The sequence below is a fragment of the Pantoea sp. JZ29 genome (assembly GCF_035190385.1).
Taxonomy (GTDB): Bacteria; Pseudomonadota; Gammaproteobacteria; order Enterobacterales; family Enterobacteriaceae; genus Pantoea; species Pantoea stewartii.
Map to the genome: position 1 here is coordinate 3,739,231 of NZ_CP045241.1, position 25,453 is coordinate 3,764,683.

A 25,453-nucleotide genomic window follows, 5' to 3' on the forward strand; every position below is an offset into this window, starting at 1 on the left:
CCTCCTGCAAGCAATGTTCAACGAGGGGAAGAGCGTAGCCTGTCGTCTGCCCGGTGACCATACGGCCACCGGACAAACGGACTCGCTTAGAGATCATCAAGGATAGCCAACGCATCCGCCAGCTTCTTCGCGCTGTATACGCGCATGCCCTCAATCGGCTTTTTCGGTGCGTTACCCGCCGGCACGATCGCCCGCTTAAAGCCATGTTTAGCCGCTTCAGCAATGCGCTCCTGTCCGCTGGGCACCGGACGAATCTCTCCGGCCAGTCCGACCTCGCCAAAGATAACCAGATCCTGCGGCAAAGGGCGATCGCGCAGGCTGGACACCATCGACAGCATCAGGGCCAGGTCAGCACTGGTTTCCGTGACTTTCACGCCGCCGACCACGTTGACGAACACATCCTGATCCGCCATTTGCAAACCGCCATGACGATGCAGCACTGCCAGCAGAATGGCCAGGCGGTTCTGTTCCAGACCGACCGCAACCCGACGCGGATTGCCCATCATCGAATGATCCACCAGCGCCTGAATCTCAACCAGTAAAGGACGGGTGCCTTCCCATAACACCATGACCGAACTGCCGGACGTGATCTCTTCACCACGCGACAGGAAAATGGCGGACGGGTTGCTCACCTCACGCATGCCCTGCTCGGTCATGGCAAATACGCCAAGTTCATTGACGGCACCAAAGCGGTTTTTATGGCTACGTAACGTCCGGAAGCGGGAATCGGCATCGCCGTCCAGCAGGACGGAGCAGTCAATGCAGTGCTCCAGAACTTTTGGCCCGGCCAGCGATCCGTCTTTGGTCACATGGCCCACCATGATAATTGCCACGCCACGGGTTTTAGCGAAACGCGTCAGATAGGCGGCCGTTTCACGCACCTGCGCCACGCTGCCCGGCGACGACTGGATATCCGCCATGTGCATCACCTGAATCGAGTCGATCACCATGATTTGCGGCTGCTCCTGCTCCGCAATAAGGCAGATCTGCTCAATGCTGGTTTCCGACAGCATGTTCAGATTGTCACTCGGCAATCCCAGACGATGGGCGCGCATAGCGACCTGCTGTAATGACTCCTCCCCGGTGACGTAAAGGGTTTTCATGCTCTCGGCTAAACGGCACATCACCTGCAACAGCAGCGTCGATTTCCCGGCGCCGGGGTTACCGCCAATCAGAATGGCACTGCCCGGTACCACACCGCCACCCAGCACGCGGTCAAACTCTTTAAAACTGGTCGAAAAACGGGGCAAGGCTTCCAGACTGATTTCGGACAGCTTTTGCACCCGACTGGTTCCGGCATTGCCTGCATAACCGCTGAGGCGCTCATTGCGCGCCGCCGCCGGTGAGGCCGCAATACGGACCTCGGTAATCGTGTTCCAGGCGTGACAGGCGCTGCACTGCCCCTGCCAGCGTGGATAATCTGCGCCGCACTCGTTACAGACAAATGCGCGTTTTGCCGCTTTGGCCAAAACAACTCCTCAGTTAACGCTCTTCGTGAATCAGGCTACCGGTCAGGATGCAAAACACGCCCATCAAATCGGCATGGCGAATCGTGACGGCGGTTTGCTCATTGACTTTCGGTTTGGCATGGTAAGCAATGCCCAGCGCCGACGCTTTTATCATCAGCAAATCATTGGCACCGTCGCCGATCGCCACGGTCTGCTCTGGCGCAATCTCAAAACGCTTCGCCAGCTTTTTCAACGTCTCTGCTTTGTACTGTGCGTCAACGACAGGACCCAGCACCTCGCCGGTGAGTTTTCCGTCCCGGATTTCCAGTTCATTAGCGGCTATTGCCGCCAGATGCAGCTTATCGCGCAGGAACTCGGCAAAATAGGTGAAGCCACCTGAGGCAATCGCGACCTGCCAGCCCAGCGCCTGTAATTTTTTGGTCAGCGTGGTCAGACCCGGCATTAAGGGCAGTTCGTCGCGCACCTGCTTAAGAATATTGGCATCCGCCCCTTTCAGCGTCGCCACGCGCTGGCGCAGGCTGGCGGTAAAATCCAGCTCGCCGCGCATCGCCCGCTCGGTGACTTCTGCCACCTGCTCGCCGCAGCCCGCCAGTTTGGCTATCTCATCAATACATTCGATTTGGATGGCGGTGGAATCCATGTCCATAACCAGCAGGCCCGGCGTTTTCAGGTGGGGGATTTTCCCCAGCGGCGCTACGTCCAGCGCCAGCTCGTGCGCCAGTTTGCTGGCAAACGGCGTCAGGGAGCCCGCCAGGCGGATGACCTGATAGTCGTCAACGTTCCAGGCGCTGACGATCACCATGGCGGCTCCAAGCTGATGCTGGTAATCGGTCAGACGCTGTTTATCCAGACCGCGACCATAGAGTAACCAGCCGGTTCGGCCAGCACGGTAATCCAGCGGCATGACTTCATCACCGCTCAGTGAAAGGGGCAACCCCGGCCAGAGAGAGACATCAGCAGGCAGATCGCACCAGGTAAGATGATTTGACATCAGGGCTCCTGTAGGAACAACAAAACCACGCAAGAGGCTACCTTGTCTGCGCTGCTTCTGGCAACATAATATCCAGGCTTTCTGTCGTCACGTGATTCGGATAATTAATGGCTAAAACCGCACTGAAATTTCGCTTACATCGCACGGTGATTGTTTTGATTTCACTGGCGCTGTTAGTGGTGCTTATGCAAGGCGCATCCTGGTTTAGCCTTGGCCATCAAATGGCCCGTTCTGAACAGGCAGAAGAGCTGGCCCAGACGCTGACCCGGCAAGTGGCTTTCAGTCTGAAACCCTTGATGGATAACAGCGAAGACAATCGTAGCCAGATTGAGGCCATCATCAGTCAGATGACCGACAACAGCCGTATTCTGGATGCGTCTGTCTATGCAGGCGATGGCAGCCTGGTGGCGCACAGCGGCGAAAATATCAACGTGCGCGATCGGCTGGCGCTGGATGGCAAGCGCGCGGGCAGTTACTTTAATCATCAAATTGTCCAGCCGCTCAGCGGCAGCAATGGCCCTGCTGGCTTTCTGCGCGTTACGCTGGATACGCACGTGCTGGTCACCGAATCACGCCAGGTGGATAACACCACCAATATTCTGCGCCTGATGATGCTGCTGGCGCTGGCCATTGGCATCATCCTGAGTCGCACGTTACTGCGCGACCGTCGCACGCGCTGGCAGCAGTCTCCGTTTCTGCTCACGGCCAGTACGCCTGTGAAAGAGGATGACGAAGAGGACGAGAAAAAAGACGACGCCGCGAAACCCTCCGCGTGACGGAAGGGTTTACAGGTCAACGTCTGACAGCCCTCTCCTGCCTTGCTTAACGCTTAGCCCAATGTAAAAGGCCCGTTTCACGGGCCTTACTGACGTTGCACTTCGGGCGAGAGTCAGCTTCTGAGCAGCGCTTCCAGCTCTGATAACGTGTTCACCCGCCAGTCGGGTTTAATTGCGTCAGGCAAGGGGCGCGTCCCATGGTCAACCCAACAGGTTTTAATACCGGCATTCATGCCGCCGAGGATATCGGATTCCGGCGTATCGCCGACCATCAGCACCCGATCGCGCGGTGGGTTTCCCAGCTGCGCGAGCGCATAGTCAAAGATTCTGGCGTCAGGCTTAGGCACGCCCACTTCTTCTGACACCACCAGCGCAGAGAAGTAATCAAGAAAGCCGGTACGCTCCAGACGGCGCTGCTGCAGGGCGGTAAAACCGTTGGTAATGATGCCCATTTTGACGCGGCCGTGCAGCAGCGTCATCAGGCTGTCTGCGCCCTCCAGCGGCAGGCAAATTTCCGCCATCGCTGACAGAAAGCCATCGTTAAGAATGGCGGGCGCCACGCTCAGTTTTTGCCCCCAGCCGGCAAAGCGGCGAGTCTGAAGCTCCAGTGCGGATAACTGGCCATTCTGGTATTCCACCCATAACGGCTTGTTGACCGCCTGGTAATCTGCAAAATCCTGGTCGGTAAACCGGACATCGTACCCGGCAAACAGGCGTTGCAGGCCGGCATACGAATCAAAGTGAAACAGCGTGTCATCTGCATCAAACAGAATGCAATCCCAGTTATCTAACATCGACATTCCTTACAAGCGGCTACAGCGTCAGCGCCATGATCAAGGCATCTTCACGGCCACTGGCGCAAGGGTAATAGTTGGGACGGCGGCTGACCTGGTTGAAATCCAGCTGTTCGTACAGCGCGATGGCCGGTGCATTGGACGCACGCACCTCCAGCCACAGCGTCATCACATCGCGTGCAAGCAGTTGATCGATTAAATGCTGCAGCAGCGCCCGCCCGAAGCCGCGCCGTTGATACGCCGGATCGACAGCGATATTAAACAGCGAAGCTTCATCCAGCACCACCTGGGTAATGGCAAAGGCGGCCATCTGGCCCTCGACATCCAGCCGCAGGTTGAGAAACCGCTCGCCCTGGTTGCTGATAAAGGTCTCTTCGCGCCATGGAAACGCATGGCTACGGCACTCAATCGCGAAAGCCTGGGGAATCGCGTCAGGCGTGAGAAAAGAAATGGCTGTCATGTTCACACATTTGTTGCCAGAGCGCGCGCCGGGCGGCACCGCTACTCAGGAGTTCATTGAAAGAGGCGCTCGATAACGCCACGCCGTTAAAGGATTGCTCGCTCTCAACGCCCAGCAACCACCCTGCACAGTTCAACGTTTCCGGCAGCATTTGCAGCTGATCCGGCGTAACGGTCATGACCTGCGTGGGTTTCAGACCGAGCGTGTGCAGAACATCACGCAGGAAAGGCTCCTGCAAACCGGGCGGATTTTCCGCCACGATAATCAGTTGGGTATCCGGCAAAAGCCGCACGGCGATTTCGCCCTGGAGCACGCGCGGGCGGCGCAGTTGATACTGCGTTATCCCCATTTGCTGTAAAAGCCAGTCGCGCCTGGACGTCATGGTATACCTGCTTTGCTCGCGGAATGCGACGCTATGCTAGCAAACCCATCGAACATGCGCCAACAAACCACTATAATCTCCGCTCAGATCTTACAGGAGCCCGACATGTCTGCTTTTACCCCGGCCAGTGAAGTCATTCTGCGCCACAGTGATGAATTTTCCACCCGCCACGTTTTATTTGCTGGCGACCTGCAGGATGACCTGCCTGCACAGCTGGAGACCGCCTCTTCCCGTGTGCATACCCAACAATATCATCACTGGCAAAACCTGAGCCGCCGCCTGGGCGACCAGGCGCGTTATGGACTGGTTGCGCAGGCCGACGATGTGCAGGGTTGCGATACGCTGGTTTACTTCTGGACCAAAAACAAACCTGAAGTGCAGTTTCAGTTGCAGAACCTGCTGTCGTTACTGCCCGTCGGCTGTGATGTGTTTGTCGTCGGTGAGAACCGCAGCGGCGTGCGCAGCGCAGAAGGCATGCTGGAGCAGTGGGTGACCCTGGAAAAAATCGACAGTGCGCGGCGCTGCGGTCTTTATCACGGACGTCTGGAGAAGCAGCCCGCCTTTGATGCTTCGGCCTTTGGCAACCGCTATCAGCTGGATGACCTGACCATCCATACCTTACCTGGCGTTTTCAGCCGCGACGGCCTGGATGCCGGCAGCGCGTTACTGCTTTCAACATTCACGCCCCATACCAAAGGCAAAGTGCTGGATATCGGCTGTGGTGCAGGCGTGATTGCGGCGTCGTTACCGGCGCATTCGCCCAAAGTGCGCCTGTGGTTATGCGATGTCCATGCCGCCGCAATCGAGGCCAGCAAAGCCACCCTGGCCGCTAACGGTCTGGAAGGCGAAGTATTTGCCAGTAACGTCTTTTCCGATGTCACCGGGCGCTTTGACATGATTATCTCCAACCCGCCGTTTCATGAAGGCACACAGACCAGCCTGGATGCAGCACAAACGCTGATTCGTGGTGCCGTTAAGCACCTTAACAGCGGCGGAGAACTGCGCATTGTGGCGAATGCCTTCCTGCCTTATCCCCAGGTGCTGGACGAAACCTTTGGCAATCATGAAGTGCTGGCGCAGACCGGTCGCTTCAAAGTTTACCGTGCCGTTTACGGTCGCGGTGCGAAAGCCCGCTAATCTTTTTTCTGCCTTTTTCGCCCTTTTTGCGTGTTGCCAGGCTGAAAACGTTGCTTTTTGCAGCGATCGTTTCCGTCTGGCGAAATATGTGTTGACGCATTGAGTAAAATCTCTAAAATGCGCCTCCGTGGTTGTAATACGGTAACGTATTACGGGTATGCGAAGGTGGCGGAATTGGTAGACGCGCTAGCTTCAGGTGTTAGTGTCTTAACGGACGTGAGGGTTCAAGTCCCTCTCTTCGCACCAAAATCACAGATTTCATATCGCGAGCACTGCGCGAAGGTGGCGGAATTGGTAGACGCGCTAGCTTCAGGTGTTAGTGTCTTAACGGACGTGAGGGTTCAAGTCCCTCTCTTCGCACCAATGCGGTGATATGAAAAGACAACAGGATGCGAAGGTGGCGGAATTGGTAGACGCGCTAGCTTCAGGTGTTAGTGTCTTAACGGACGTGAGGGTTCAAGTCCCTCTCTTCGCACCAACGTTGTCCTCCCTCTCTTTTTCTTCTGCTCCCTTTTTACTGTTACTATCCGGTTAATCTCACGCTAATCGCGGCCAGCACGCTCGCCAGCGCCAGACAGGAAGGCAGTAACACATAATGCCGCATCCGCTGATTAAACAGCATCAGCACTGTCAGCAGTAACGCCACCAACATCATCATACGCCACTGCCCGAAGCTGGGTTGCCATAGCGTCATGGCTGGTATTACCGCACAGGCCAGTACGCCCGCCCATGCACTGTCCAGTTTTATCCCGCGCATCATTGTCTCCTCATCTGTCATCACTGTCAGGACAGTACCTGATCACATGGATGATAACCATTCCCATTATCATATGATAACTATTCTCAATGCGCAGCTTGTTTTTTGTGGCCCGGCGGGAAGATGACAGAGAAACAAGAAAATGCTAAATTGCGGCTGATTACACAATTTATAACAGCAATATTAAATCTGTCGATCGGCTGAAATCATTTGCCGGCTTTTGCTTTGTTATTTCAGGGCCGTCACGAGTATCAATAATGAAAATAGAATCTTATGATGAATTGAAACACAGCAAATACCGCCTTTCTTTCATGCTCTTTTTGTTTTTAAACGCTGCCGTTTCACTATTTTGTCTGCTCCCTTTAGCAGAAAACAATGAAACACAAGTTACTTTACCGGTGATTATGGTGGCTTTCTTCAGTATGACGATGCTGGCCACGTGTTTAATAAAGGCAAAACTAAAATTACCCCTGTTAAATCCTGTGGCGTTGATTTTAGGCGGGTTATGGGCGTGGCATATTCAGCACCGCTACCAGTTTGTTTCTTTGACGGATGGTGGATTTCTGATTGTCAGTCTGCTGTGCGTTTTTTTTATCAGTGCGATTGCCTTAAGCGATTATTTAGTGGCGTTTTGTTTGCACATCACGCCCGCAATGCTCACCGTGCTGATGCTGGATCACGGACAGCATTTGCCCTTGATTTTATTGACCATTGCCCTGCCGCTGATCGGGTTTTCTTTACAACATTTAATGCGCCGACGTTCGGAAGATTTTACACTGCGCTTAATGTATCAATTATATGAAGAGAAAGAATCGTTTAGCGATCTCAGTATGCTCGATCCGTTAACCGGTTTATATAACCGCCGCGGGCTGAAGAACCGCCTTGATAACATTCTGGATAATCATGCGGGTAGCCATTATGTGTTATTGCTTGATATCGACCATTTTAAGGCCTACAACGATAATTACGGCCACGCGATGGGCGATCAGGCGCTGGCCCGCGTTTCCGTCGCTATTCGTGACGCCGTTCGGTCACGTGATGTGGTAACCCGTTATGGCGGCGAAGAATTTCTTGTGCTGATGACCAATGTGAATGCCTCGATTGCCATGAAACTGGCTGAACGTATTCGGCAATATGTCGTCAACCTGGAAATACCGCATATGTTTAATGAGCGCGTTTCTACGCATGTGACTATCAGCGCAGGCATTGCCCCTATTTACGATGATGAATTTGATCAGGCGGTTGCGAACGCCGACCGTGCGCTTTACGTGGCAAAAAATCAGGGGCGCAATACCATCCTCGCCTGGGAAGATCTCCCCGTACTTCACAACACCGTCAGCGAGATCGGCTAACCGCCGTGCCGGGTCGCAGGACCACCAGCCGTCGGCACGTACATCACCGGGGGCTGTCTGTCCCCGGCCTGACGGCCATAGCTCTCTGTTAACGTACCGTTATGCATTCTGTTACCTATTCTTTCGCTCTGCCGTTTACACCACCGCGGGCTTATGGCAATTTCTACGCCTTCGATTAGTCGGGAGTAAAAAATGAGCCTGGAGTCTGTACGCCAGTTTTTTGCCGAGCGTGCGCCGGAAATAGACATCATTGAGATGCCATACAGTACGGCAACGGTAGAAATGGCGGCACGTGTTCACGGTGTTGAACCGGGACAAATTGCGAAAACGCTGTCACTCAAAGTGAAAAATGAGGTGATCCTGGTGGTCACACGCGGTGATGCACGGTTAGATAATCGTAAGCTGAAAGCGGTGATGGGTGCGAAAGCGCGCATGCTGAGTGTGGACGAAGTGATTAACTGGACCGGGCATCCTGTGGGCGGCGTCTGCCCTTTTGGCCTGGAAAACCCGGTGACCGTGTATTGCGATATCTCGTTAAGAAGCTTTGATGAAGTGTTGCCTGCCGCAGGATCGATTCACAGCGCTGTCCGCATTTCGCCGCAGCAAATGGCTGAACTCACTGCGGCAAAATGGGTAGATGTCTGTGAAACGCGCTAGTGCGTCTGCTTTGCCACCGTTCCCGAAATTGTCATGCCGCGCGTTTCCCGGCCAAAGGCGACAAACAGGCAAATCAATACTGCCACCGTCCCGGCTACAATGGCCATACCGAGACCGTAATTGCCGCCATGCGCTTCAGCAATGCGCGACTGTAGCGTCGCGTTGACGGACGCAATGAGATTCCCCAACTGATAAACAAAGCCGGGCAACACTGCTCTTGCGTTTCCAGGAACCAGTTCGTTCAGGTAAGTCGGGATCACGCCCCAGGCGCCCTGCACCATAAACTGCATCAGGAAGGCACCAAGACCAATCGTCCAGGAACCGCTGGAAAAGGCCCACAACGGCAACACAGGCAGCGTCAGCAGCGCCGCGATAATAATGGCTCGCTTGCGCCCAATGCGTTCTGACAGCGTACCGAAGAAAATGCCCCCCAGCATCGCAGCGATGTTGTAGGCGATAGCAATAATACTGACCGTGTGCGCATCAAACTGATGCTGCACTTTGAGGAAAGTCGGATACAGATCCTGCGTGCCGTGGCTGAAAAAGTTAAAACAGGCCATCAGCAGCACCATGTAAATACATATTTTCCAGTGCTGGCGCAGGACGGGCATCAGGGCACTGCTTTCTTTACGTTCACGCGCGGCCAGCCAGACCGGGGATTCCGGGACTTTAAAGTAGATGAACGGCAACAACAGAATCGGGACAGCGCCGATAAGAAACATGCCGCGCCAGCCTACCATGTCGAAAACCAGACCGAATACAATGGACGCCAGCAAATAGCCACAGGGATAACCCGCCTGGAACAGTCCCGACATCAGACCGCGTGAACGATCGGGTATCGTCTCCATCGCCAGCGAGGATGCCACGCCCCAGATTCCGCCCATGGCAATACCGTAGAAAACACGAAAGGCCAGAAATGCGGTGAAGGTGGGTGACCAGGCGGACAACAGCTCAAACGCCGAGAAAAAGACGATATTCAGCATCAGGATGGGCTTGCGGCCATATTTTTCCGCCATCCGGCCAAACAGTAAGGCACCCAGCGGGCGCACCGCCAGCGTCAGCATGATAGCGACCGACACGTCGGTGACGGAATTATGGAAGTACTGAGCAAGATTACTCAGGACAAACACCAGAATAAAAAAGTCGAAAGCGTCCAGCGTCCAACTGGCAAAACAGGCGAAAGCCACATTGCGCTGGGTCGATGTCCAGTCAAGCATACAAGTCTCCTCTCTGAGACACTCTGGCGCTCCGCCCAAAAATTTTCTGGTGGCTAACGAAGAGTGATGTGATTGTTAATCAAATGTATACATCATGTTTAGGAGGAGAGCGTATTGCGTAATTGTGAGGCAGTGGATCAGGCTGTAAGAAAGCGTGTCTGACTTTCTGCCAGCAGGTCAGGCGACGAATCGCCTGTACGTTATTCAGGAAGATGTTGAAATGCCGACTCAATGATGGACAGCAAAAGAGCGTTATCCACACTGTGCAGCACATGTACCAGCGCACCGCTGTCCGGTGGGATACCGACATCCAGCCGCAGGGGTTGACGATAACGCCAGCTTTTCCCTCGTGTGGCTCCCGGACGGAGCTCAATATCGACCCGGTAATCCGTGCCCCAGGCGACACGCTGATTAAGCAACCAGGCGACAACCAGCGCGTCATGAATCCAGCAACCTGGCAGATGCCGGGTCTGCATTGAATAATCTATCCAGGGCTGCAACGTCTCCCGCACGAAACGGGTCAGCGGATGAGCATGCCGGGTAAGACGTTTGAGATCGGCCTGGGTCAGCATGGTTTGTGTTGTCACATCCATCGGCACCAGGGTAATGGCGGCACCGCTGTGCAACACCTGATGAGCCGCCTCGGGATCCACACCGAAATTCGTGTCTTTGATGTAGTCTTCCAGCGCAAAGACACCCCCCATAATCACAATCTCGGCTACCGCTTCGGCCATTGCGGGAAAACGCTGCATGGCCAGCGCCACATTGGTCAACGGGCCAATCGCAATCAGGGTGATCTCGCCGGGATTATCACAGATGAGCTGCCCCATCGCCTCAGCAGCATCGTTTCCGTCAGCCGGTAATGCCGCAGGCTGAGGAACGCCCTGCCATAACGCCATCAGGTCGAGTTGTTCGACCCGCTTATCCAGCAGCGCGCGCCAGGGCGCAGGATCTTCGCACAACGCCCGCGTTGCCCCCTGTACGACAGGAACCGCACAGCCCAGCCGCGCCATTAAGTCTTTAGCGACTCGTGCACCGACATCACTCGGGGTATTCCCGGCGACCGTCGTAATTAACTCCAGCGAGAGCCCTGGTGAGGCTAACGCCAGGGAAAGGGCCAGGCCATCATCAGTATTGGCCCCGGCAATCCCGTTCCCCGGATCGCAATCAATAATCAGTCTTTTCATTAGGTCGCTTTATTTGTTTTGTTCTGATGGCCGACAGCCACAAGATTCACCAATCTCAAGTTGGTGTGGGAATGCTTCAATCCGTGCCTCGCCATTCCACGCTTTCAGCATATGAATCGCACAGCGTGCCATCTCTTTAACCGGCTGGCGCACGGTGGTTAATGCCGGAACATGGTAGGCGGATTGATCGGTTCCGTTAAAACAGACCAGGGCCACATCGTCCGGCACACGAAGGCCATGCTGGCTGAAGGCGCGAATGCAGCCAATCGCCTGACCTTCGTTGCTGGCAAACAGGGCGCGCGGCACCCGTTTACTGGCAATCATACGTAAAGCAGCCTGATAGCCGCCCTCACGTGTATAGGTTGCGGGGAAAATATTGGCATCATCGGCTGGCAAACCATACGCCCGCAGCGCATCGCGCCAGCCCTGAATACGATCCTGCGCATTCAGCATGTCCCGGGGACCGCTGATCATCCCGACCTGCTGATAGCCATGGCTGAGTAAATGCGACGTCACCTGAAACGCCGCGTCACGCTCATCTACCCGCAGCATGCTGACACCGGGTTGTGGGTCGACCCGATCCAGCATGACCAGCGGTGTCCCGCTGGCTTTGATGATATCGATGAAAGGATGGCGATCGACACTGGTGTAAAACAGACCGTCGACCTGACGGTTCAGCAGCCCCTGAATCAGCTCCAGTTCACGCTTGCGATCGTCGCCGGCATCACCCAGCAGCATCACATGGCCGTGGTTGAGCGACTCCTGAAGCAGCATATGCGCCATGGAGGCGACGAAGGGGTTACTGATATTGGGCACCACCAGCCCAAACGTTTTGGTATTCCCTGACGCCAGGGCACGCGCGGCGGCATTCGGGCGATAGCCGGTCTGCTCTATTGCCGCCAGTACCCGTTGCCGGGTCGCGTCCGCGACCGGACGCGGGCCATTATTGATGACATAACTCACCACAGCGACGGAGGTCCCGGCAGCTTTAGCAACGTCACTCCGCGTCACGGCGGTTTTCACCTGTTTCGCCACTTCCCCTTCCTCACTTAACGTGCACTGCCTTTAGCATAGCCTGTTTCAGATAGCGTCCTCTGGCAGGTTAAGGTCGCGCCCACGTGTTTCCGGTGCCACAAACGTAGTCAGGAAACCAATCGTGGCCATCACGGAAAAATAGACGGCGATAGACCACCAGTGTCCGGTATAAGAGAGCATGGCCGCCGCTACTAACGGGGCGGTGCCGCCTGAAATAATAGAACCCAGCTCTTTCGCGACCGCCATCTTGGTATAACGGTGATTCACGCCAAACATCTCCACGCCCCAGGCCGCCTGTACGCCAAAGATGCCCAGAGAAGCCAGCGCCATGCCGACCACAATCACCGGAATCACGATGGCCGGTTCACGCGTATCCAGCAGGGTAAAAGCAGGCCAGGCATAGATCATCAGCAGCAGGCAGAACATGCGATAAACCACACGGCGACCAAAACGGTCAGACAGCCAGCCTGCAAACGGAATAATCAGGAACCCCAGCAATGAGGCGATAAACACCGCCGTGGTGGGCACGGATTTATCTACCATCAGCACCTTGGCGACATAGCCCACAATAAAGCCCTGGGCCAGATAAGAGGGGCCGTTTTCACCGATGCGCAGCCCGACCATTGTCCAGAAGGCCCGTGTGCGCTGAAAGAATGGGCGTGTATCCGCTTCAGAACGATGCGCGGCAATCACCTGGGCGCGCGTTTCGGCAAGCTCTGCTTTCTTACGCTCGAATACCGGTGTTTCACGCAGATTACGACGGATCCACAAGGCCACCAGAGCGATCACCGCACTGCTCAGGAACGGAATGCGCCATCCCCACTCCAGCAGACTCTGCTTGTCCATTTGTACCACCAACAGCCAGACCAGCGAGGCCAGCAACGTGCCGCTGTTAGAGCCGAGTGCAATGACCGATGACACCAGGCCACGGCGCCTGACCGGTGCATATTCACCCAGCATAACGGTTCCGCCTGAGAGTTCGGCGCCCGCCCCAAAGCCCTGACTGAAGCGTAACAGCACCAGGCAGGCCGGCGCCCAGATGCCAATCGAAGCATAGCTGGGAATCAGCCCAATCAACGTGGTGGAGGCGCCCATCAGGATAATGGTGGTGACCATGACGACCTTGCGGCCTTTACGATCGCCCAGCCAGCCGAAAAACAGGGCACCGATCGGACGGGCAATAAACCCAACGGACCAGGTGGCAAAACTGGCAAGCAGTGCCATCGCGGGCGTTTGTTCGGGGAAAAAGACATCACCAAAAATGATGCCCGCAGCCAGGCCATAGAGCGCAAAATCTGCATACTCCATTGCCGTGCCTAACCAACAGGAAACCGTAGCGCGCCAAAAATCTTTGCGGCCGGCTGAGGTGTTAAACCGCTCATCTGCGGCGGAGGTAGAAGGCAGTGATGCCTGTGTCGTAACGGAGTGCTGTGCCGTCATAAACGCTGTCCCTTGAAAATATGCAGATAGATAAATGCCATTCCGAGAGACAATTCCCTGACTGTAAGCAGAAGAATCGCTCTGGTGGCGACATTCAGTTGGCTAACCATGATGAAAGGAAAGTTAAAAGATTCCCTGGTGTTGGAATCCGCAGTATCGCGAGCTTCGCCGCTGTATTTTTCAGCGGTCGTATAAGTCTGGCGAATGTAACTTGTTCCTCGATCGGCCTACCGTGCATCGGGCACCGAGAGCAATCACTGGAAGCTAGTTTATCTACGCGCGTAGATAAATCAATAGCACTTGAGAAAATTTGTTAGATTTTCTTTAGTATCAAGCTGCATCAGATGCTATTTTTAACGCAAAATCAGAGGGTTAATTGTAACCTGACGCGCAAAAAAACAGCATAACGCTAGACCCGGTTCACTTTTCTTTTATCATTAAGCCAAACTGGCCGTCAGAACCTTTCATCAGATGCTGTTGTCGCATACTGGTGTGACTGCAAAATGACAACGCACCACGTTTGTATCGCGTACAGTCGCGCAGAGCCCTGTCCGCACCTGACCTGGAGGACGCTGTTTACACGTTATGACCATTATCCTGATGCGACACGGCAAACCCGCCCACCCTTTTGCCCGCCGTTTGAGTGCGCAGGGCATGGCGGACTGGTGCGAAGCCTATGATCTTTCGCTGGTCAGCGATGGGCCGCCTGAGCGCAGCATCAATATCGCGCGCAACGCCGCGGTTGTCGTCTGCAGTCCGTTACCCCGCGCCCACTCATCGCTGGCGCACCTGGGGCTGCGCCCCCATCATGTCGATGCGCTGTTCAGTGAAGTCGGCATTCCGCTGCTGCGGGCCGATCGCCTTCAGTTACCCACCTTTGTCTGGCAGGCCATTCTGCGTGCGATGTGGTTGTGTGGTTACGCGGGCGAGACCGAATCACTGCAACATGCGCGCGCACGGGCGTCGCGCGCCGCAGAAAGGCTGATCGCCTTATCGGAGAAAGGCACGGTTTTATTGCTTGGTCACGGCATTATGAACAAAATGATTGCCCGCGAACTGCGTAAGCGTGGCTGGCAGGCCGAAAAGCATGCCAGCAGCCGTCACTGGAGTTCCGCGATTTATCATCGCCCGTTTATTTAATCGATTTGGAAGTAGCTCAGCGTTTCATAACCCGCGCCCACTTCTGCGGTCACCACCACGGTCTGGCGCATCAAATCAATCACGCTTAACGTCTTATTGTCATCATGCGTGATCAGCAGCTTTTTTTTGTCCGGGCTGAAACAGCCATCGAGCGGTTGTCCAGCCAGCGTGATTCGCCCCAGCGGATTAAGCAACTCGTCAAACAGTGTCACAGTCGGCTCCTGATCACCCATTGCCATAAGGTAGTCCCCGTCCGGACTAAAGCGCACTTTCTGGCAGGGATGCTGATGATCGGGCAAAGCCAGCCTCTGGCGGATACGATGACTCTGGCGATCCACCACATACAGCAAGGGCGCATCGGCGGCGCTGGCGATCAGGTAGGGATGTTTGGGTGAAGCTGTCAGACCCGAAACGGGGCCCGGCATAAGCACCGTATCAATGACGCGCCCTTCCGCCTCACAGAGATCCACCACGGTGATAGTGGCGTCCTGCTCGTTGTCGGTAAATAATTTGCGGCCGCTCGGAGAGAGCGTCAGGCGATGGGTATTATCCAGCGGAATGGGAATGGTCTTTTCAACACGATGCGTCTGCGGGTCGATCACCACGACGGCCGTTGGATTCTCGCAACACAAATAGACTTTGCCATCCCGCCCTAACTGACCGCTGTGGGGCGCTTTAGACGGCGACAGATCAATGTAGTCGGTAATTTCCCGCCGTCGAAGATCAATTACGGCGACTTTGTGCCCGGGATGCGGGAGTTCACTTCGCATCGCATCGCCGTACAAGGGCAAAAAAGCTTTTCCCCAGGGCGCAAGCATCAGCAGTTCATGCAGCCGCGTCGGAATCACGTCCACGGCCTGGCTGACGGCAAACGTGTCGGGATCGAGAAACAGCGCACGGCGGGTTTGTCTGTCGATCGCCAGTAATCCTCGAGAGTCAAACGACATGGCATCTCCTTTATCATCGGTAAGCTTAAAGCGTAGACAAGGGTTATCGGGCTGCGTACACCTGAGAATTGATAAAATATGCTAAATAATTTTTTTATCCCGATTTAGCCTGTATCCCTTTGACAGCTTCACAGTGTATCGGTTTTTTTTGAAGTTAAATGTTCAGCATGACGACAGACTCAGTTTGTCATAAACAAATAAACCATTAGCGTGAATAAATATTTATTTTTGTTTCCGGCTGAGCGTTATTTCCGTTTTATCCTAAAGTGTTTATCAGGCATAGCGAATGACTACATTGTGTTCTATTAAATAATCTGGCGTGGTTGATTTCGCCTGTTCAAAACGTCGTTGCCACGTGCCATCGTCACATCACCCGGCAAGACGAATAAGCATTGCAGTACAGCGATGTCTGCTTTTATAGCGGTTCAGATACAGGCTGGCAGTTAAGCACGTTATTTCGACGACCGGCATAAAACACAATAACCAAAATAACAGGTGAAATATGACTTCGCATCGCCGTTCTTTGCTTCCGCTTTGGCGCCATTGGGAAAAACTCGCCTTCACCAGCCGTATGCTGCTGACGATGAAACAGCACCGTGCCCTCAGTGCGCCAGAATATGATCCTGGCCTTGAACACGATGTGGAACTGACCGCGGTGCCTAAGTCACTGCCTGCCATTGCCAGAACGGTCTGGCTCTATTGGCCTGGCGAACGGTTACCTGCCTCTGTCGCCTTAACAATTCGCAAACTTCGTCGCGATAATCCGGATCATGATGTTCATCTGGTGACTCCGCAAACGCTGAGTCATTGGCTGCCTGAGTTGCAGTTCATCTCTTCAGATCTGACGCAGGCGCTGAAAAACGACATCATCCGGCTGGAACTGCTGCTCCGTTATGGCGGCATCAGCATTGATTGTCATACCTTACTGTTTGAAGATCTGACGTGGATACATCAGGCCCACAGCCTCAGCCCCAGGGATTTGATCGGCTATTACCGCCAGGAATCCACCTGTCATTCACTCAGGCCGGTGATTGATACCAGCGTTCTCGCCGCGCCCGTCCAAAACCCGTTTATCCGGGAATGGCTCAAACAACTGGCACCGGTAAAATATGTCGGTATGCATAACTATCTGCTGGAGTTAAAGAAACGCAGTGACTTCCCTGCGCTGAGACAAAACCTCAGCCATCCTGACAGTGAGCTGCCGTCGCTGGCCCACCAGTTGGCGATGGACGAACATCGTCGGGTCAATTTCCTTTTGCGTAAAGCCGAAGCGAGCGCCGGGTATTATCACAGGGTTGATGCCGGTAACAGCACGGCGTTTGTCCGCTGTGTTTTATTCCAGCAACGTCCTCTGACGCCTCCTCCGGTGATCAAACTGAGTGCCCGCGAACGCACACATCTTGATTTCAACCTTAAGCTGCGCTTTTACAATCGCTCCAGCCTGATAGGTGAAGTCATGCATCAAACTCTGTCGTCGCCCGCCAGACTGCTGGCCCCCCAGGAGCAACGCGCGTAATCCGTCACGGGTTCTTCAGCATTCGCGATGGCGTGTTTTTATCTGTTGGCAATGTGAATCTGCCGCCAAAATGGCGGCAGACAGGTTGCAGCCCGATGACAGCCAAGCTAGATTGAGCCGCAATTTAATGAAAATGTCCCCCTCAGAAGAGACAGGTTCACATAATAAGAGGATGTGACGTTGCCCGAATTCGTGTCAGTGCTCCTTTTTCTGACCGCGATTGCTGTTTATTCCTGTAAAGCAGGCCGAAACAGAATCTGGTTTTGCCTCGTCCTGGTGTTGCTCATGCTGTTTGTCGTGCTGAATGCCACGCTGTTTGCCAGCAATTATTTTACGGGCGAGGGCATTACCGATGCCGTGGTGTATACACTGACAAACAGCCTGACCGGTGCGGGCCTGAGCAAATATGTTGTACCCGGCCTTGGCCTGCTTATCGTGCTGTTTTTACTCTTTTGCGCCTTATCATGGCTGCTCCGACGCCGTAAGCGTCCTTTTCACCCTGGCTGGAGCCTGGTCGCATTTATCTGCGCCGCCGGTGCGGTGCAGACCACGCCGGCTTTTCATCAGGTCAGCACACTGATCACCTCTTACTCACTGCGGGACGACTCTGACTTCGACACCGTTTATAAGGTGCCGAAGAACCGCATTGAGCGGCCTGCGCTTAATGTCGTGTATATCTACGCTGAAAGCCTGGAGCGCACCTATTTCGACCAGATGGCCTTTCCGGGTCTGGCCCCCGAATTGAATCGCGAGAAAGAGCAAAGCCTGGACTTCAGTCAGACCGAACAACTGCCCGGCACGGATTACACCATTGCCGGTATGGTCGCATCGCAATGCGGCATTCCCCTTTTTGCCCCTTTCGACGGCAATGCCTCCGCTTCCCTTTCCAGCTTTTATCCACAAAATATCTGCCTGGGCGATATCCTGAAGAACTCGGGCTATGAGAACTGGTTTATTCAGGGGGCCGATTTACGCTTTGCAGGCAAAGATGTCTTTTTGCATTCCCACGGTTTCGATGCCGCACATATGTACGGTGCACAGGAGCTAAAAGATCAGGTGCGCGATCCCACGTACCGCAATAACTGGGGATATTATGACGACACGGTGCTGGATAAGGTTTACGACACTTATGCCTCGCTGTCACGCCAGCAAAAACGGTTTGCGCTGTTTGCGCTCACCGTCGACACGCACCATCCCGACGGTTTTATTTCTCGCGGTTGCCAGCGCAAAAGCTATAGCTATGCGGGCAAACCCAACCAGTCATTCAGCGCGGTATCCTGCTCACAGGAACATATCGCCCGACTGATCGCCCGTATCAAAGCGTCCCCGTGGTTCGCTGACACGGTGATTGTGGTTGCCTCCGATCATCTGGCGATGAACAATACCGCGCACCCTTTTCTGATAACGCATCCCCGCCACGATTTGTTTATGGTGATTCGCGGCGATCGGCCTGAGACCGACGTGATTGATATGAAACGCAGTACGCTGGATAACGGCGCCACGTTGCTGGATATCCTGGGCGGGGATAATGCGATTGGCCTGGGCCGCAGCAGTCTGTCAGCGGTGTCGTTATCCAGTCAGTTTGGGGACATGAAAACCAAAGTTTTGAGCTGGAAGCCCGATATTATTCAGCTCTGGAATTTTCCCAGCAAAATCGACAATTTTATTATCAATCAGGCCAAAAATACTTTCAGCTTTTCCGGAACCAGCTTTAAATTGCCGATTCTGTTGCGCGTAACAGATAAACATATAGAGCCGCTGCCGGAAGGGGAATACTCCGCGCCGTTGCGTTTCCAGCTGGCCGATTTCAAAGCAGATGAGAAGTTTATCTGGGTCGATCGCTGTTTCAAAATGGGCCGCATCTGGCAACCTTCTCTGTCACTGTCCGGTGACTGGTGCGTTGCGATGGGGCAACCTGCGGGTCAGCCCACCGTCACACGCGTTGATACGCCTCAGTGGAAAGGTCAGGCCCGGTTCCCGGCAGACACCCTCAGCAATGCCCGCTACCAACTTGCTGTGGCACAGCTGCGCATCGAAGATAATGCGATTCGTTATGACGCTGAAAGCTTTCTGTTTGCGATCCCCGGCGCGCCAGCCAGTGTGAAGCAGTTTAGCGGCATTTCGCGCCAGGAAAGTTGGGGACGCTGGTCGAATGCCCGTCTTGCCCCCGACGTGACGATTGATTTTGTCGATCCGTTGCCCGCGCACTTTGATCTGGTGATCACCGCTCGTGCCTACGGTCCGAACATCCACCGGCCAATACCGGTCAGGGTGGGCGATACTGAGCAGTTGCTGACGCTGGGGGAGATTCCCTCTACCCATACGCTACGTTTTGACAATCCTGAAGGAAGCCACCGGTTAACGCTCTCGCCGCCCGAGCCGCAACTCAGTAACCTCAACAATATCGCCGGACAAGATCCGCGTAAACTCGGTATTGGTCTGGTCGAGCTCAAGGTCGTTCCCCTTCCCTGAGTGGTCATGCCACTGGCGTTGGCTGCCGGCATTGAAATGGCGATGTCGGCAGCAGCAAAGCGCTCATCTTTTTGCGAAGCGCCACGCAAAAAAATGATTATTACCTGTTTAACTAATTGATATTTTTGGATTTAATCCGCAAGATATTGCCTCTGTACTGTGACTGTTTCGGCTTGCCTGTCATGATGCCATCACGGTGTGATGAAACGGGAAGAGGCATGAATGGCGACCGCAATGATGAATACACATAAAGCGTTTAAACGTCTGCAACGGGCAGGCATCAATGACCGTCAGGCCGAAGTGATGGTCGATATTTTTGCGCAGATACAGCAGGACAACGCACTCTCGCGCGCTGATGTCATGCAGGCTTTTACGCGTCATAACCAGCATATTCTCAGGCTGAGTAAGCAGTCTGAGAATATGGAGACCGATCTCAGCGTGTTGAGAACGGACTTCGGTAGCCTGAAGAGTGATGTCAGCGTGTTAAGAACCGACTTCGGTAGCCTGAAGAGTGATGTCAGCATACTGAGAACGGACTTCGATAGCCTGAAGAGTGATGTCAGCATACTGAGAACGGACTTCGATAGCCTGAAGAGTGATGTCAGCATACTGAGAACGGACTTCGACACCCTGAAGAGTGATGTCAGCGTACTGAGAACGGACGTCGACACCCTGAAGAGTGATGTCAGCGTGCTGAGAACGGACGTTGACAGCCTGAAGAGTGATGTCAGCGTGCTGAGAACAGACGTTGACAGCCTGAAGAGTGATGTCAGCGTACTGAGAACGGACGTCGACACCCTGAAGAGTGATGTCAGCGTACTGAGAACGGACGTCGACAGCCTGAAGAGTGATGTCAGCGTACTGAGAACGGACGTTGACAGCCTGAAGAGTGATGTCAGCGTGCTGAGAACAGACGTTAATAGCCTGAAAACCGATGTGAACAGGCTGACTATGGATGTCAGTACGCTGAGAACCGATGTGGATGAAATCAGGACGGATGTCGGCGGGTTAAAAAACGATATGTGCTGGGTTAAACGTCTGCTTATGGTCATGACCACCACTCTGCTTATGGCGGCCATGAAATACATGCTTGTCTGAACGACCAGGCAGGGGCAGATCTCAGCCCCGAAGCGTTTCCAGCTTTTCTCGTTGCTGGCCTTCACGGGTGAAGTTGGTCTCTGCCAGCCAGCGTTCAAAACCCGCTTTCACCTGCGGCCATTCGCTGTCAATGATCGAAAACCAACTGGTATCGCGCGTGCGACCTTTATAGATGCGGGCCTGGCGAAAATCCCCTTCAAACTGGAACCCCAGACGTAACGCGGCCCGGCGAGAAGGCAGATTGCAGCTGTCGCATTTCCATTCATAACGTCGGTAGCCAAGCTGTTCAAAGGCGTAACGCATTAGCAGAAAATGTGCCTCTGTCGCCATTCTTGTCTGCCGAAGTAAGCGGGAGAAGGTGACGAATCCCACCTCCATCACACCATTCGCCGCGTCAATACGCATCAGCGATAGCGTCCCCACAGCCCTGTCGGTTTTTCGATCAACCACACTGAAATGCAGCGGATCCCGACTCGCCTCCATGGTTCTGGCATGAGCTAACCATGCGGCCTCATCATCAAAAGGGCCATCTGAAAGGTAAGTCCAGTCACGACCATCTTCCGCCAGTGACCAGGCCTGCCAGAGTGCCGCCCCATGCGCAGCAACGCTAAAGGGTTCAAGCCGACAGACCTGTCCCTGAAAAATCTCGCGTTGTGGTAAAGGGCGTGACTGCCAGTCGGGCATTGATTGCCCTACCGGTTGACCATACTGATTGAGGTGCTGTGCCATCGTGCCTCCTGCGTTTCGGTTAATCAAAACACGTTGCCACGTTACGCAGAGGTTGAGAAGTCTTACTCTGATAAAACGAAAAAAAACGGCCCCGTGACGAGGCCGTTATTTCACATTCTCCGGTTGCGTTGTGCCGACGTCCGGCGACGGGGTTATCCGCGGAAGAAGATATCGCCTGATTTACCCATGACGATCTTACCGGTGTCATCGGTGATCAGGATGTAATTGGCATTGATATAAGCCCAGTGCGTACCGGGCTGAGGCGCAGGCAGGTTACGTTTCTGCCACTCCGTGATGGTATAGGTCTTGCTGCGGTATTTATCTGGCACGGTATCACCGATTTTATGCTCTTTGTAATCGATGATGATGGTGCTGAGATCGTAGTTCGGCTTACCGGGATTACCCTCCGCATGCGATGGCGTGGTTGGCGTAATACCGTCGTTTGAGTCAGAACTCGCAGGTGCCTGGGACTGAACGGGTGCCGTTTCGGGTTGAGCCGCATTACTGCCTGGCTGTACATTCGACTCGCCAGACGGGCTGGCAGGCGCAGCAGGTTGAACCTGCGGCGGCGGCGGCACGTTGTCGGTGGTTTCGCCTGCGGCCTGAACAGCAGGGATAAGGCTCAGCGAGCCGAACAGTAAACCCGCTGAAATTAAAGCAATTTGAGTCCTGCGCATAATAATTTCCACATTGAATTGATTTTAATAACAGTAGACCACTCTGAAGACAATCTGAACAGGATTACCGTTCCATCACTCATAAAGGTAAGTGTAAGGAATCGCAACGTATTCAGGCTCCTGCTTACACCTTACCTGTCTTTTTCTGCCAGGTTAAGCAGCAATGTGATACCCAGGTAGTTACTCCAGTTAAACGCGTTTTGCAGCACCACAATCGCATTGCCAGCCTCTCTGTCAAAACCGATAAATGCCGAATAACCACCAATATAGCCTACCTGATAAGTGATGTTTCGCCCTTCCAGCCGGTCCGTTACCCAGGCGATATTCTGCGTCTGGTTGCCCTGTTGGTATACGCGTTTATTCACCCCGGCGAACGCGCGATTGATTTCAGGATACGGACCGGGCGTCAAATGTGCCCGCAGATAGACGCTGAGATCGCGGGCATTGCTGTACAGACTGCCTGCAGCCATCATATTACGTCTGAAGCGCCAGTCCGGCGTAATATCGCCGCGCGGAATAAACTTTGGCTGATCGCCAGCATGGCCCAGCGCCCGCATGGGGAAACCGCTAAGGCGCTCAGGCACAAAACTCGTTTGCGTCATTCCCAGTGGACGAAAAATTCGCTGACGGGCCAGGCTGTCAATATCACTGTGGCATCGGGTGCGTAAGATATAGCCCAACAGCGCATAACCCAGATTTGAATACTGAGGAACGCGGTGACGGGGTGCCCTAAAGTCGGCCAGATAGCTGAGCACCCGGTCATCGTCGAGATTGCCGTAAAAATTCTGCCCCGTGCGAAGATAAGTCATGAACTGCATAAACATCGCCAGGTCCATGTCCTGGCGCGGCAATCCTGACGTGTGCGTCACCAGTTGTAACAGCGTGATACGACGGGCATCCGGGCTCAATGCCACTGTTGCGGGTAGCAGGGTTGCCAGCGTATCTTCCCAGCGCAGTTGCCCCTCATCGACTTGTTGCGTGATCACCTCTGCGGTTACGCCTTTACTCAAGGAGCCCAGCGCAAACAAGGTATCAGGCGTAATTGGATAACGATGGACATCGTCCGTCACGCCGGCGCTGTAGAACAACGTGGGCGCGTTTTTGTGGATAATGGCAATGCTGATGCCGGAGACCTGTTTGCGCTGCATGTAATGGCGCACCAGGTCATCCAGATTATCGTGGAAGGCGCTGTGAGTCAGATAAAGCCTGTCGCCCGTGGGGGCGGACGTTTGCGACAGTGTGCCGCAGGCGGTTAACCCTACCGCACCGATCGTCACTATGCCGAACCGTGTCAACATACCGCAGCATCCGGTCAGCAGGCCGGATAACGTCCGGATGAGCGTCTTTTTTCTGGTCACGTCCTCGCGCCCGTCTTATTGTCGTATCAGGGCGCTGACGAAAAGCTTCATCGCGATCCTGCAAGATGATACCGCTGTGCTTATATCGGCACAGTCAGCTAAATCTTTATCCGGTTGCCAGGCGGCGTTCCGCCTGTCGTTCCCTCTGGCATCAGGCCTTGCGGGGCCGGGAGAGTAACATAGCGACAGAGAGAATGCCTCTGTCGTGTTCCTTATTGCGTTGTGCATCTGATGGCGCTGCCATCAGATGCATAAGCGTGTACACTGCGCGCTTTTACACGCAGTCAATTTTCTGCTGAACCAGAAACGCCCGGAGAGAACCATGAAAGAAGGTCCATTAAGCGAGAAAGAGCTGCAGTGGCTTGATGATATGCTGGAAAAATACGGTAGCGAAGCATCTATTCTTGATGTGTCCGAACTGGATGGCCTGCTCACCGCCGTACTGTCAGGCCCGACAACGGTTGAACCCAGCCGCTGGCTGGTTGCGCTCTGGGGCGGCGAAAAGCATATCCCTAAATGGAGCAATGAGCGCGAAATGACGCGCTTTATGGAGCTCTGCTTTCAGCATATGAATGATATCGCTGACCGCCTGTCCGAGTTTCCGGAGCAATTTGAGCCGCTGTTTGGCGTGCGTGAAATGGAAGGTCTGGAATTCACCGTGGTGGAAGAGTGGTGCTATGGCTATATGCGCGGCGTAGCGCTGACGGACTGGTCTGCGCTGCCTGCCGAACTGCACGAATCACTGGACGTCATCGCGCTGCATGGCAAGGAAGAAAACCTCGAAAAAGTCGATGCGTTAACGCCGGAAGAGATGGAAAGCAGCATGGATGCCATACGTCCTGCCGCTCTTGCGCTGCACGATTACTGGATTGCGCAGCCTGAGGCGATTCCTCAGGTTCAACAGCCTGTCACGGCAGCAAAGCAGCCTGGTCGCAACGATCCCTGCCCGTGTGGCAGCGGTAAAAAATACAAGCAGTGCTGTCTGCACTAAGCCACTCGGGGCCGGTAACCGGCCCTATTCACTGTTACAGGTACATGACATTAACGCGGCGCGGGAACGGGCTGCGCAGGTGACAGACCTTCGCCGTTCTTAATCCTGTCGATAGCCACCACGTTGTGCTTCATCGCGTCATTCAGCACCTGCACTGCCGAAGACGCATCGCGGTTTTTAATCGCCATAAACACCTTAATATGCGCTTCCACGCTCTCAAGGGTGATACCCAGCGAGCGATTCAGCTCTTCCAGGTAATAGTAGTAAATGTCCTTAATTGACTTCATCACGTTGTAAAACACGCTGTTATGGGAAGCCCGGATAATCGCCAGATGAAATTCATAATCGGCCTCCGAGTATTTCTTGTAATCCCCTTTGTTGATGAGCATGTTATTCAGGGCCTGCTCAAGCAGGGTAATGTCGTCTTCCGTCGCGTGTTCAACTGCCAGCTCGACACATTTAAACTCGACGGTCTGACGAAACACCATCATGTCATTAAACGCTTCCCGACTCAGGTGCATCAGCGGTCTGGCACTGCTGTTCAGCATCTGCGGCGTGAAATCTTCGCACACATAGCTGCCGCTGCCCTGACGGGTGATGATAATGCCAAGATCACGCAACCGCTGCACCGCACTGCGCACACTCACCCGGCTGACATTGAAAGAGTGTGTCAGCTCCGCTTCAGAAGGCAAGCGAGCGCCAGCGGGCCAGCTACCGTCCAGTAGCCGGGCCTTGATTTGCTCGAACACTTCGTTAACAACGTTCTGTTTCTGAATGGATTTTATGCTCACAACACCTTCTCATATGATGTCCTACATGATGCCATTCTATCTCATCCTTTCAGACAAAGTCCTGTGTTGACACCGTAAAG

Annotated in this window: 24 protein-coding genes and 3 tRNA genes; 12 read left to right on the forward strand and 15 right to left on the reverse strand. The window is 54.3% G+C overall.

The window, feature by feature from the left end; all coding sequences use genetic code 11:
• Positions 1 to 86: 86 nt before the first annotated feature.
• Together radA and serB are read right to left on the reverse strand one after the other, a co-directional pair.
• On the reverse strand, positions 87 to 1,469 hold the full coding sequence (gene radA, locus GC090_RS17340; RefSeq protein ID WP_006121838.1) for a DNA repair protein RadA: 1,383 nt from the start codon (positions 1,467 to 1,469) through the stop codon (positions 87 to 89).
• A 13-nt stretch (positions 1,470 to 1,482) separates the two neighbouring features.
• A complete protein-coding gene (gene serB / locus GC090_RS17345) occupies positions 1,483 to 2,460 on the reverse strand; it encodes a phosphoserine phosphatase (RefSeq protein WP_033740188.1) in 978 nt (325 codons plus the stop codon).
• 107 nt (positions 2,461 to 2,567) lie between these two features.
• On the opposite strand from serB, the gene GC090_RS17350 reads away from it, so the two are divergent.
• Entirely contained in the window at positions 2,568 to 3,236 is a 669-nt protein-coding gene (locus GC090_RS17350) for a YtjB family periplasmic protein (RefSeq protein WP_033740187.1), read from the forward strand.
• Between the two features lie 113 nt (positions 3,237 to 3,349).
• Here GC090_RS17350 and yjjG read toward each other — a convergent pair whose 3' ends face one another.
• Genes yjjG through GC090_RS17365 form a run of 3 tightly spaced genes read right to left on the reverse strand, consistent with a single transcriptional unit; the run spans position 3,350 to position 4,872 of the window.
• Positions 3,350 to 4,030: a pyrimidine 5'-nucleotidase gene (gene yjjG / locus GC090_RS17355; protein WP_164482920.1), complete on the reverse strand. Its 681-nt coding sequence runs from the start codon at positions 4,028 to 4,030 to the stop codon at positions 3,350 to 3,352.
• 19 nt (positions 4,031 to 4,049) lie between these two features.
• A complete protein-coding gene (rimI, locus tag GC090_RS17360) occupies positions 4,050 to 4,490 on the reverse strand; it encodes a ribosomal protein S18-alanine N-acetyltransferase (protein WP_006121834.1) in 441 nt (146 codons plus the stop codon).
• Positions 4,462 to 4,872 carry a DNA polymerase III subunit psi gene (locus GC090_RS17365; RefSeq protein WP_006121833.1) on the reverse strand — a complete coding sequence of 137 codons (411 nt, stop codon included), beginning with the start codon at positions 4,870 to 4,872 and terminating at the stop codon, positions 4,462 to 4,464. Before GC090_RS17365 ends, rimI begins: the two co-directional genes overlap by 29 nt.
• Positions 4,873 to 4,977: 105 nt before the next feature.
• Between GC090_RS17365 and rsmC the strand changes: the two genes are divergently transcribed.
• The 4 genes from rsmC to GC090_RS17385 all read left to right on the forward strand — a co-directional run bounded on the left by rsmC (position 4,978) and on the right by GC090_RS17385 (position 6,487).
• Positions 4,978 to 6,009 (forward strand): 16S rRNA (guanine(1207)-N(2))-methyltransferase RsmC, encoded by a 1,032-nt coding sequence (gene rsmC / locus GC090_RS17370; RefSeq protein ID WP_054634539.1) that lies wholly within the window; start codon positions 4,978 to 4,980, stop codon positions 6,007 to 6,009.
• A gap of 159 nt (positions 6,010 to 6,168) precedes the next feature.
• Positions 6,169 to 6,255 (forward strand) — tRNA-Leu (locus tag GC090_RS17375).
• A 30-nt stretch (positions 6,256 to 6,285) separates the two neighbouring features.
• Positions 6,286 to 6,372 (forward strand) — tRNA-Leu (locus tag GC090_RS17380).
• Between the two features lie 28 nt (positions 6,373 to 6,400).
• Positions 6,401 to 6,487, forward strand: a tRNA-Leu gene (locus GC090_RS17385).
• Positions 6,488 to 6,532: 45 nt separating this feature from the next.
• On the opposite strand, the gene GC090_RS17390 is transcribed toward GC090_RS17385, so the two are convergent.
• Positions 6,533 to 6,766, reverse strand: a complete 234-nt coding sequence (locus GC090_RS17390; RefSeq protein WP_006121831.1) for a DUF1435 family protein — start codon at positions 6,764 to 6,766, stop codon at positions 6,533 to 6,535.
• A 257-nt stretch (positions 6,767 to 7,023) separates the two neighbouring features.
• On the opposite strand from GC090_RS17390, the gene GC090_RS17395 reads away from it, so the two are divergent.
• The gene (locus tag GC090_RS17395) at positions 7,024 to 8,118 is read left to right on the forward strand and encodes a GGDEF domain-containing protein (protein ID WP_039338799.1); all 1,095 of its coding nucleotides are present in this window, start codon (positions 7,024 to 7,026) and stop codon (positions 8,116 to 8,118) included.
• A gap of 192 nt (positions 8,119 to 8,310) precedes the next feature.
• Positions 8,311 to 8,775 carry a YbaK/EbsC family protein gene (locus GC090_RS17400; RefSeq protein WP_324020556.1) on the forward strand — a complete coding sequence of 155 codons (465 nt, stop codon included), beginning with the start codon at positions 8,311 to 8,313 and terminating at the stop codon, positions 8,773 to 8,775.
• Here the strand turns inward: GC090_RS17400 and GC090_RS17405 are convergent.
• From GC090_RS17405 to GC090_RS17420, 4 genes are all read right to left on the reverse strand, one after another.
• A complete protein-coding gene (locus GC090_RS17405) occupies positions 8,772 to 9,992 on the reverse strand; it encodes an MFS transporter (protein WP_033740181.1) in 1,221 nt (406 codons plus the stop codon). The genes GC090_RS17400 and GC090_RS17405 overlap by 4 nt on opposite strands.
• A gap of 200 nt (positions 9,993 to 10,192) precedes the next feature.
• A complete protein-coding gene (locus GC090_RS17410) occupies positions 10,193 to 11,179 on the reverse strand; it encodes a nucleoside hydrolase (RefSeq protein WP_110267883.1) in 987 nt (328 codons plus the stop codon).
• 9 nt (positions 11,180 to 11,188) lie between these two features.
• On the reverse strand, positions 11,189 to 12,214 hold the full coding sequence (locus GC090_RS17415; protein WP_033740178.1) for a LacI family DNA-binding transcriptional regulator: 1,026 nt from the start codon (positions 12,212 to 12,214) through the stop codon (positions 11,189 to 11,191).
• Between the two features lie 45 nt (positions 12,215 to 12,259).
• A complete protein-coding gene (locus tag GC090_RS17420) occupies positions 12,260 to 13,654 on the reverse strand; it encodes an MFS transporter (RefSeq protein ID WP_006121824.1) in 1,395 nt (464 codons plus the stop codon).
• A gap of 585 nt (positions 13,655 to 14,239) precedes the next feature.
• Between GC090_RS17420 and GC090_RS17425 the strand changes: the two genes are divergently transcribed.
• Positions 14,240 to 14,794 carry a histidine phosphatase family protein gene (locus tag GC090_RS17425; RefSeq protein ID WP_033740177.1) on the forward strand — a complete coding sequence of 185 codons (555 nt, stop codon included), beginning with the start codon at positions 14,240 to 14,242 and terminating at the stop codon, positions 14,792 to 14,794.
• Here the strand turns inward: GC090_RS17425 and GC090_RS17430 are convergent.
• Positions 14,791 to 15,741: a YncE family protein gene (locus GC090_RS17430; protein WP_033740176.1), complete on the reverse strand. Its 951-nt coding sequence runs from the start codon at positions 15,739 to 15,741 to the stop codon at positions 14,791 to 14,793. The two genes, GC090_RS17425 and GC090_RS17430, sit on opposite strands and share 4 nt — an antisense overlap.
• 502 nt (positions 15,742 to 16,243) lie before the next feature.
• On the opposite strand from GC090_RS17430, the gene GC090_RS17435 reads away from it, so the two are divergent.
• The 3 genes from GC090_RS17435 (at position 16,244) to GC090_RS17445 (ending at position 20,827) form a co-directional block, all read left to right on the forward strand.
• On the forward strand, positions 16,244 to 17,257 hold the full coding sequence (locus tag GC090_RS17435; RefSeq protein ID WP_058709271.1) for a glycosyltransferase family 32 protein: 1,014 nt from the start codon (positions 16,244 to 16,246) through the stop codon (positions 17,255 to 17,257).
• Between the two features lie 180 nt (positions 17,258 to 17,437).
• Positions 17,438 to 19,729, forward strand: coding sequence for a phosphatidylglycerol--membrane-oligosaccharide glycerophosphotransferase (gene opgB / locus GC090_RS17440; protein ID WP_324020560.1), 2,292 nt, complete (start codon positions 17,438 to 17,440; stop codon positions 19,727 to 19,729).
• A gap of 234 nt (positions 19,730 to 19,963) precedes the next feature.
• On the forward strand, positions 19,964 to 20,827 hold the full coding sequence (locus GC090_RS17445) for a CCDC90 family protein (protein WP_324020562.1): 864 nt from the start codon (positions 19,964 to 19,966) through the stop codon (positions 20,825 to 20,827).
• A gap of 21 nt (positions 20,828 to 20,848) precedes the next feature.
• Here the strand turns inward: GC090_RS17445 and GC090_RS17450 are convergent, their stop codons facing one another.
• The 3 genes from GC090_RS17450 to GC090_RS17460 all read right to left on the reverse strand — a co-directional run bounded on the left by GC090_RS17450 (position 20,849) and on the right by GC090_RS17460 (position 23,531).
• A complete protein-coding gene (locus GC090_RS17450) occupies positions 20,849 to 21,556 on the reverse strand; it encodes a GNAT family N-acetyltransferase (protein ID WP_039338805.1) in 708 nt (235 codons plus the stop codon).
• A 152-nt stretch (positions 21,557 to 21,708) separates the two neighbouring features.
• Entirely contained in the window at positions 21,709 to 22,233 is a 525-nt protein-coding gene (locus GC090_RS17455) for an RcnB family protein (protein ID WP_033740172.1), read from the reverse strand.
• Positions 22,234 to 22,364: 131 nt separating this feature from the next.
• Positions 22,365 to 23,531 (reverse strand): serine hydrolase domain-containing protein, encoded by a 1,167-nt coding sequence (locus tag GC090_RS17460; protein ID WP_054688186.1) that lies wholly within the window; start codon positions 23,529 to 23,531, stop codon positions 22,365 to 22,367.
• 382 nt (positions 23,532 to 23,913) lie between these two features.
• Between GC090_RS17460 and GC090_RS17465 the strand changes: the two genes are divergently transcribed.
• Positions 23,914 to 24,582 carry a YecA/YgfB family protein gene (locus GC090_RS17465; RefSeq protein ID WP_039338808.1) on the forward strand — a complete coding sequence of 223 codons (669 nt, stop codon included), beginning with the start codon at positions 23,914 to 23,916 and terminating at the stop codon, positions 24,580 to 24,582.
• 50 nt (positions 24,583 to 24,632) lie between these two features.
• On the opposite strand, the gene GC090_RS17470 is transcribed toward GC090_RS17465, so the two are convergent.
• Complete coding sequence (locus GC090_RS17470) at positions 24,633 to 25,373, reverse strand: FadR/GntR family transcriptional regulator (RefSeq protein WP_033740167.1); 741 nt, start codon at positions 25,371 to 25,373, stop codon at positions 24,633 to 24,635.
• Positions 25,374 to 25,453: the final 80 nt, after the last annotated feature.

Excerpts from the sequence above, each read along its gene's own strand:
- serB (WP_033740188.1), bottom strand. The coding sequence starts at position 2,460 with ATGTCAAATCATCTTACCTGGTGCGATCTGCCTGCTGATGTCTCTCTC.
- GC090_RS17350 (WP_033740187.1), top strand. The coding sequence starts at position 2,568 with ATGGCTAAAACCGCACTGAAATTTCGCTTACATCGCACGGTGATTGTT.
- yjjG (WP_164482920.1), bottom strand. The coding sequence starts at position 4,030 with ATGTTAGATAACTGGGATTGCATTCTGTTTGATGCAGATGACACGCTG.
- rimI (WP_006121834.1), bottom strand. The coding sequence starts at position 4,490 with ATGACAGCCATTTCTTTTCTCACGCCTGACGCGATTCCCCAGGCTTTC.
- GC090_RS17365 (WP_006121833.1), bottom strand. The coding sequence starts at position 4,872 with ATGACGTCCAGGCGCGACTGGCTTTTACAGCAAATGGGGATAACGCAG.
- rsmC (WP_054634539.1), top strand. The coding sequence starts at position 4,978 with ATGTCTGCTTTTACCCCGGCCAGTGAAGTCATTCTGCGCCACAGTGAT.
- GC090_RS17390 (WP_006121831.1), bottom strand. The coding sequence starts at position 6,766 with ATGCGCGGGATAAAACTGGACAGTGCATGGGCGGGCGTACTGGCCTGT.
- GC090_RS17395 (WP_039338799.1), top strand. The coding sequence starts at position 7,024 with ATGAAAATAGAATCTTATGATGAATTGAAACACAGCAAATACCGCCTT.
- GC090_RS17400 (WP_324020556.1), top strand. The coding sequence starts at position 8,311 with ATGAGCCTGGAGTCTGTACGCCAGTTTTTTGCCGAGCGTGCGCCGGAA.
- GC090_RS17405 (WP_033740181.1), bottom strand. The coding sequence starts at position 9,992 with ATGCTTGACTGGACATCGACCCAGCGCAATGTGGCTTTCGCCTGTTTT.
- GC090_RS17410 (WP_110267883.1), bottom strand. The coding sequence starts at position 11,179 with ATGAAAAGACTGATTATTGATTGCGATCCGGGGAACGGGATTGCCGGG.
- GC090_RS17420 (WP_006121824.1), bottom strand. The coding sequence starts at position 13,654 with ATGACGGCACAGCACTCCGTTACGACACAGGCATCACTGCCTTCTACC.
- GC090_RS17425 (WP_033740177.1), top strand. The coding sequence starts at position 14,240 with ATGACCATTATCCTGATGCGACACGGCAAACCCGCCCACCCTTTTGCC.
- GC090_RS17430 (WP_033740176.1), bottom strand. The coding sequence starts at position 15,741 with ATGTCGTTTGACTCTCGAGGATTACTGGCGATCGACAGACAAACCCGC.
- GC090_RS17435 (WP_058709271.1), top strand. The coding sequence starts at position 16,244 with ATGACTTCGCATCGCCGTTCTTTGCTTCCGCTTTGGCGCCATTGGGAA.
- GC090_RS17445 (WP_324020562.1), top strand. The coding sequence starts at position 19,964 with ATGATGAATACACATAAAGCGTTTAAACGTCTGCAACGGGCAGGCATC.
- GC090_RS17450 (WP_039338805.1), bottom strand. The coding sequence starts at position 21,556 with ATGGCACAGCACCTCAATCAGTATGGTCAACCGGTAGGGCAATCAATG.
- GC090_RS17455 (WP_033740172.1), bottom strand. The coding sequence starts at position 22,233 with ATGCGCAGGACTCAAATTGCTTTAATTTCAGCGGGTTTACTGTTCGGC.
- GC090_RS17460 (WP_054688186.1), bottom strand. The coding sequence starts at position 23,531 with ATGTTGACACGGTTCGGCATAGTGACGATCGGTGCGGTAGGGTTAACC.
- GC090_RS17465 (WP_039338808.1), top strand. The coding sequence starts at position 23,914 with ATGAAAGAAGGTCCATTAAGCGAGAAAGAGCTGCAGTGGCTTGATGAT.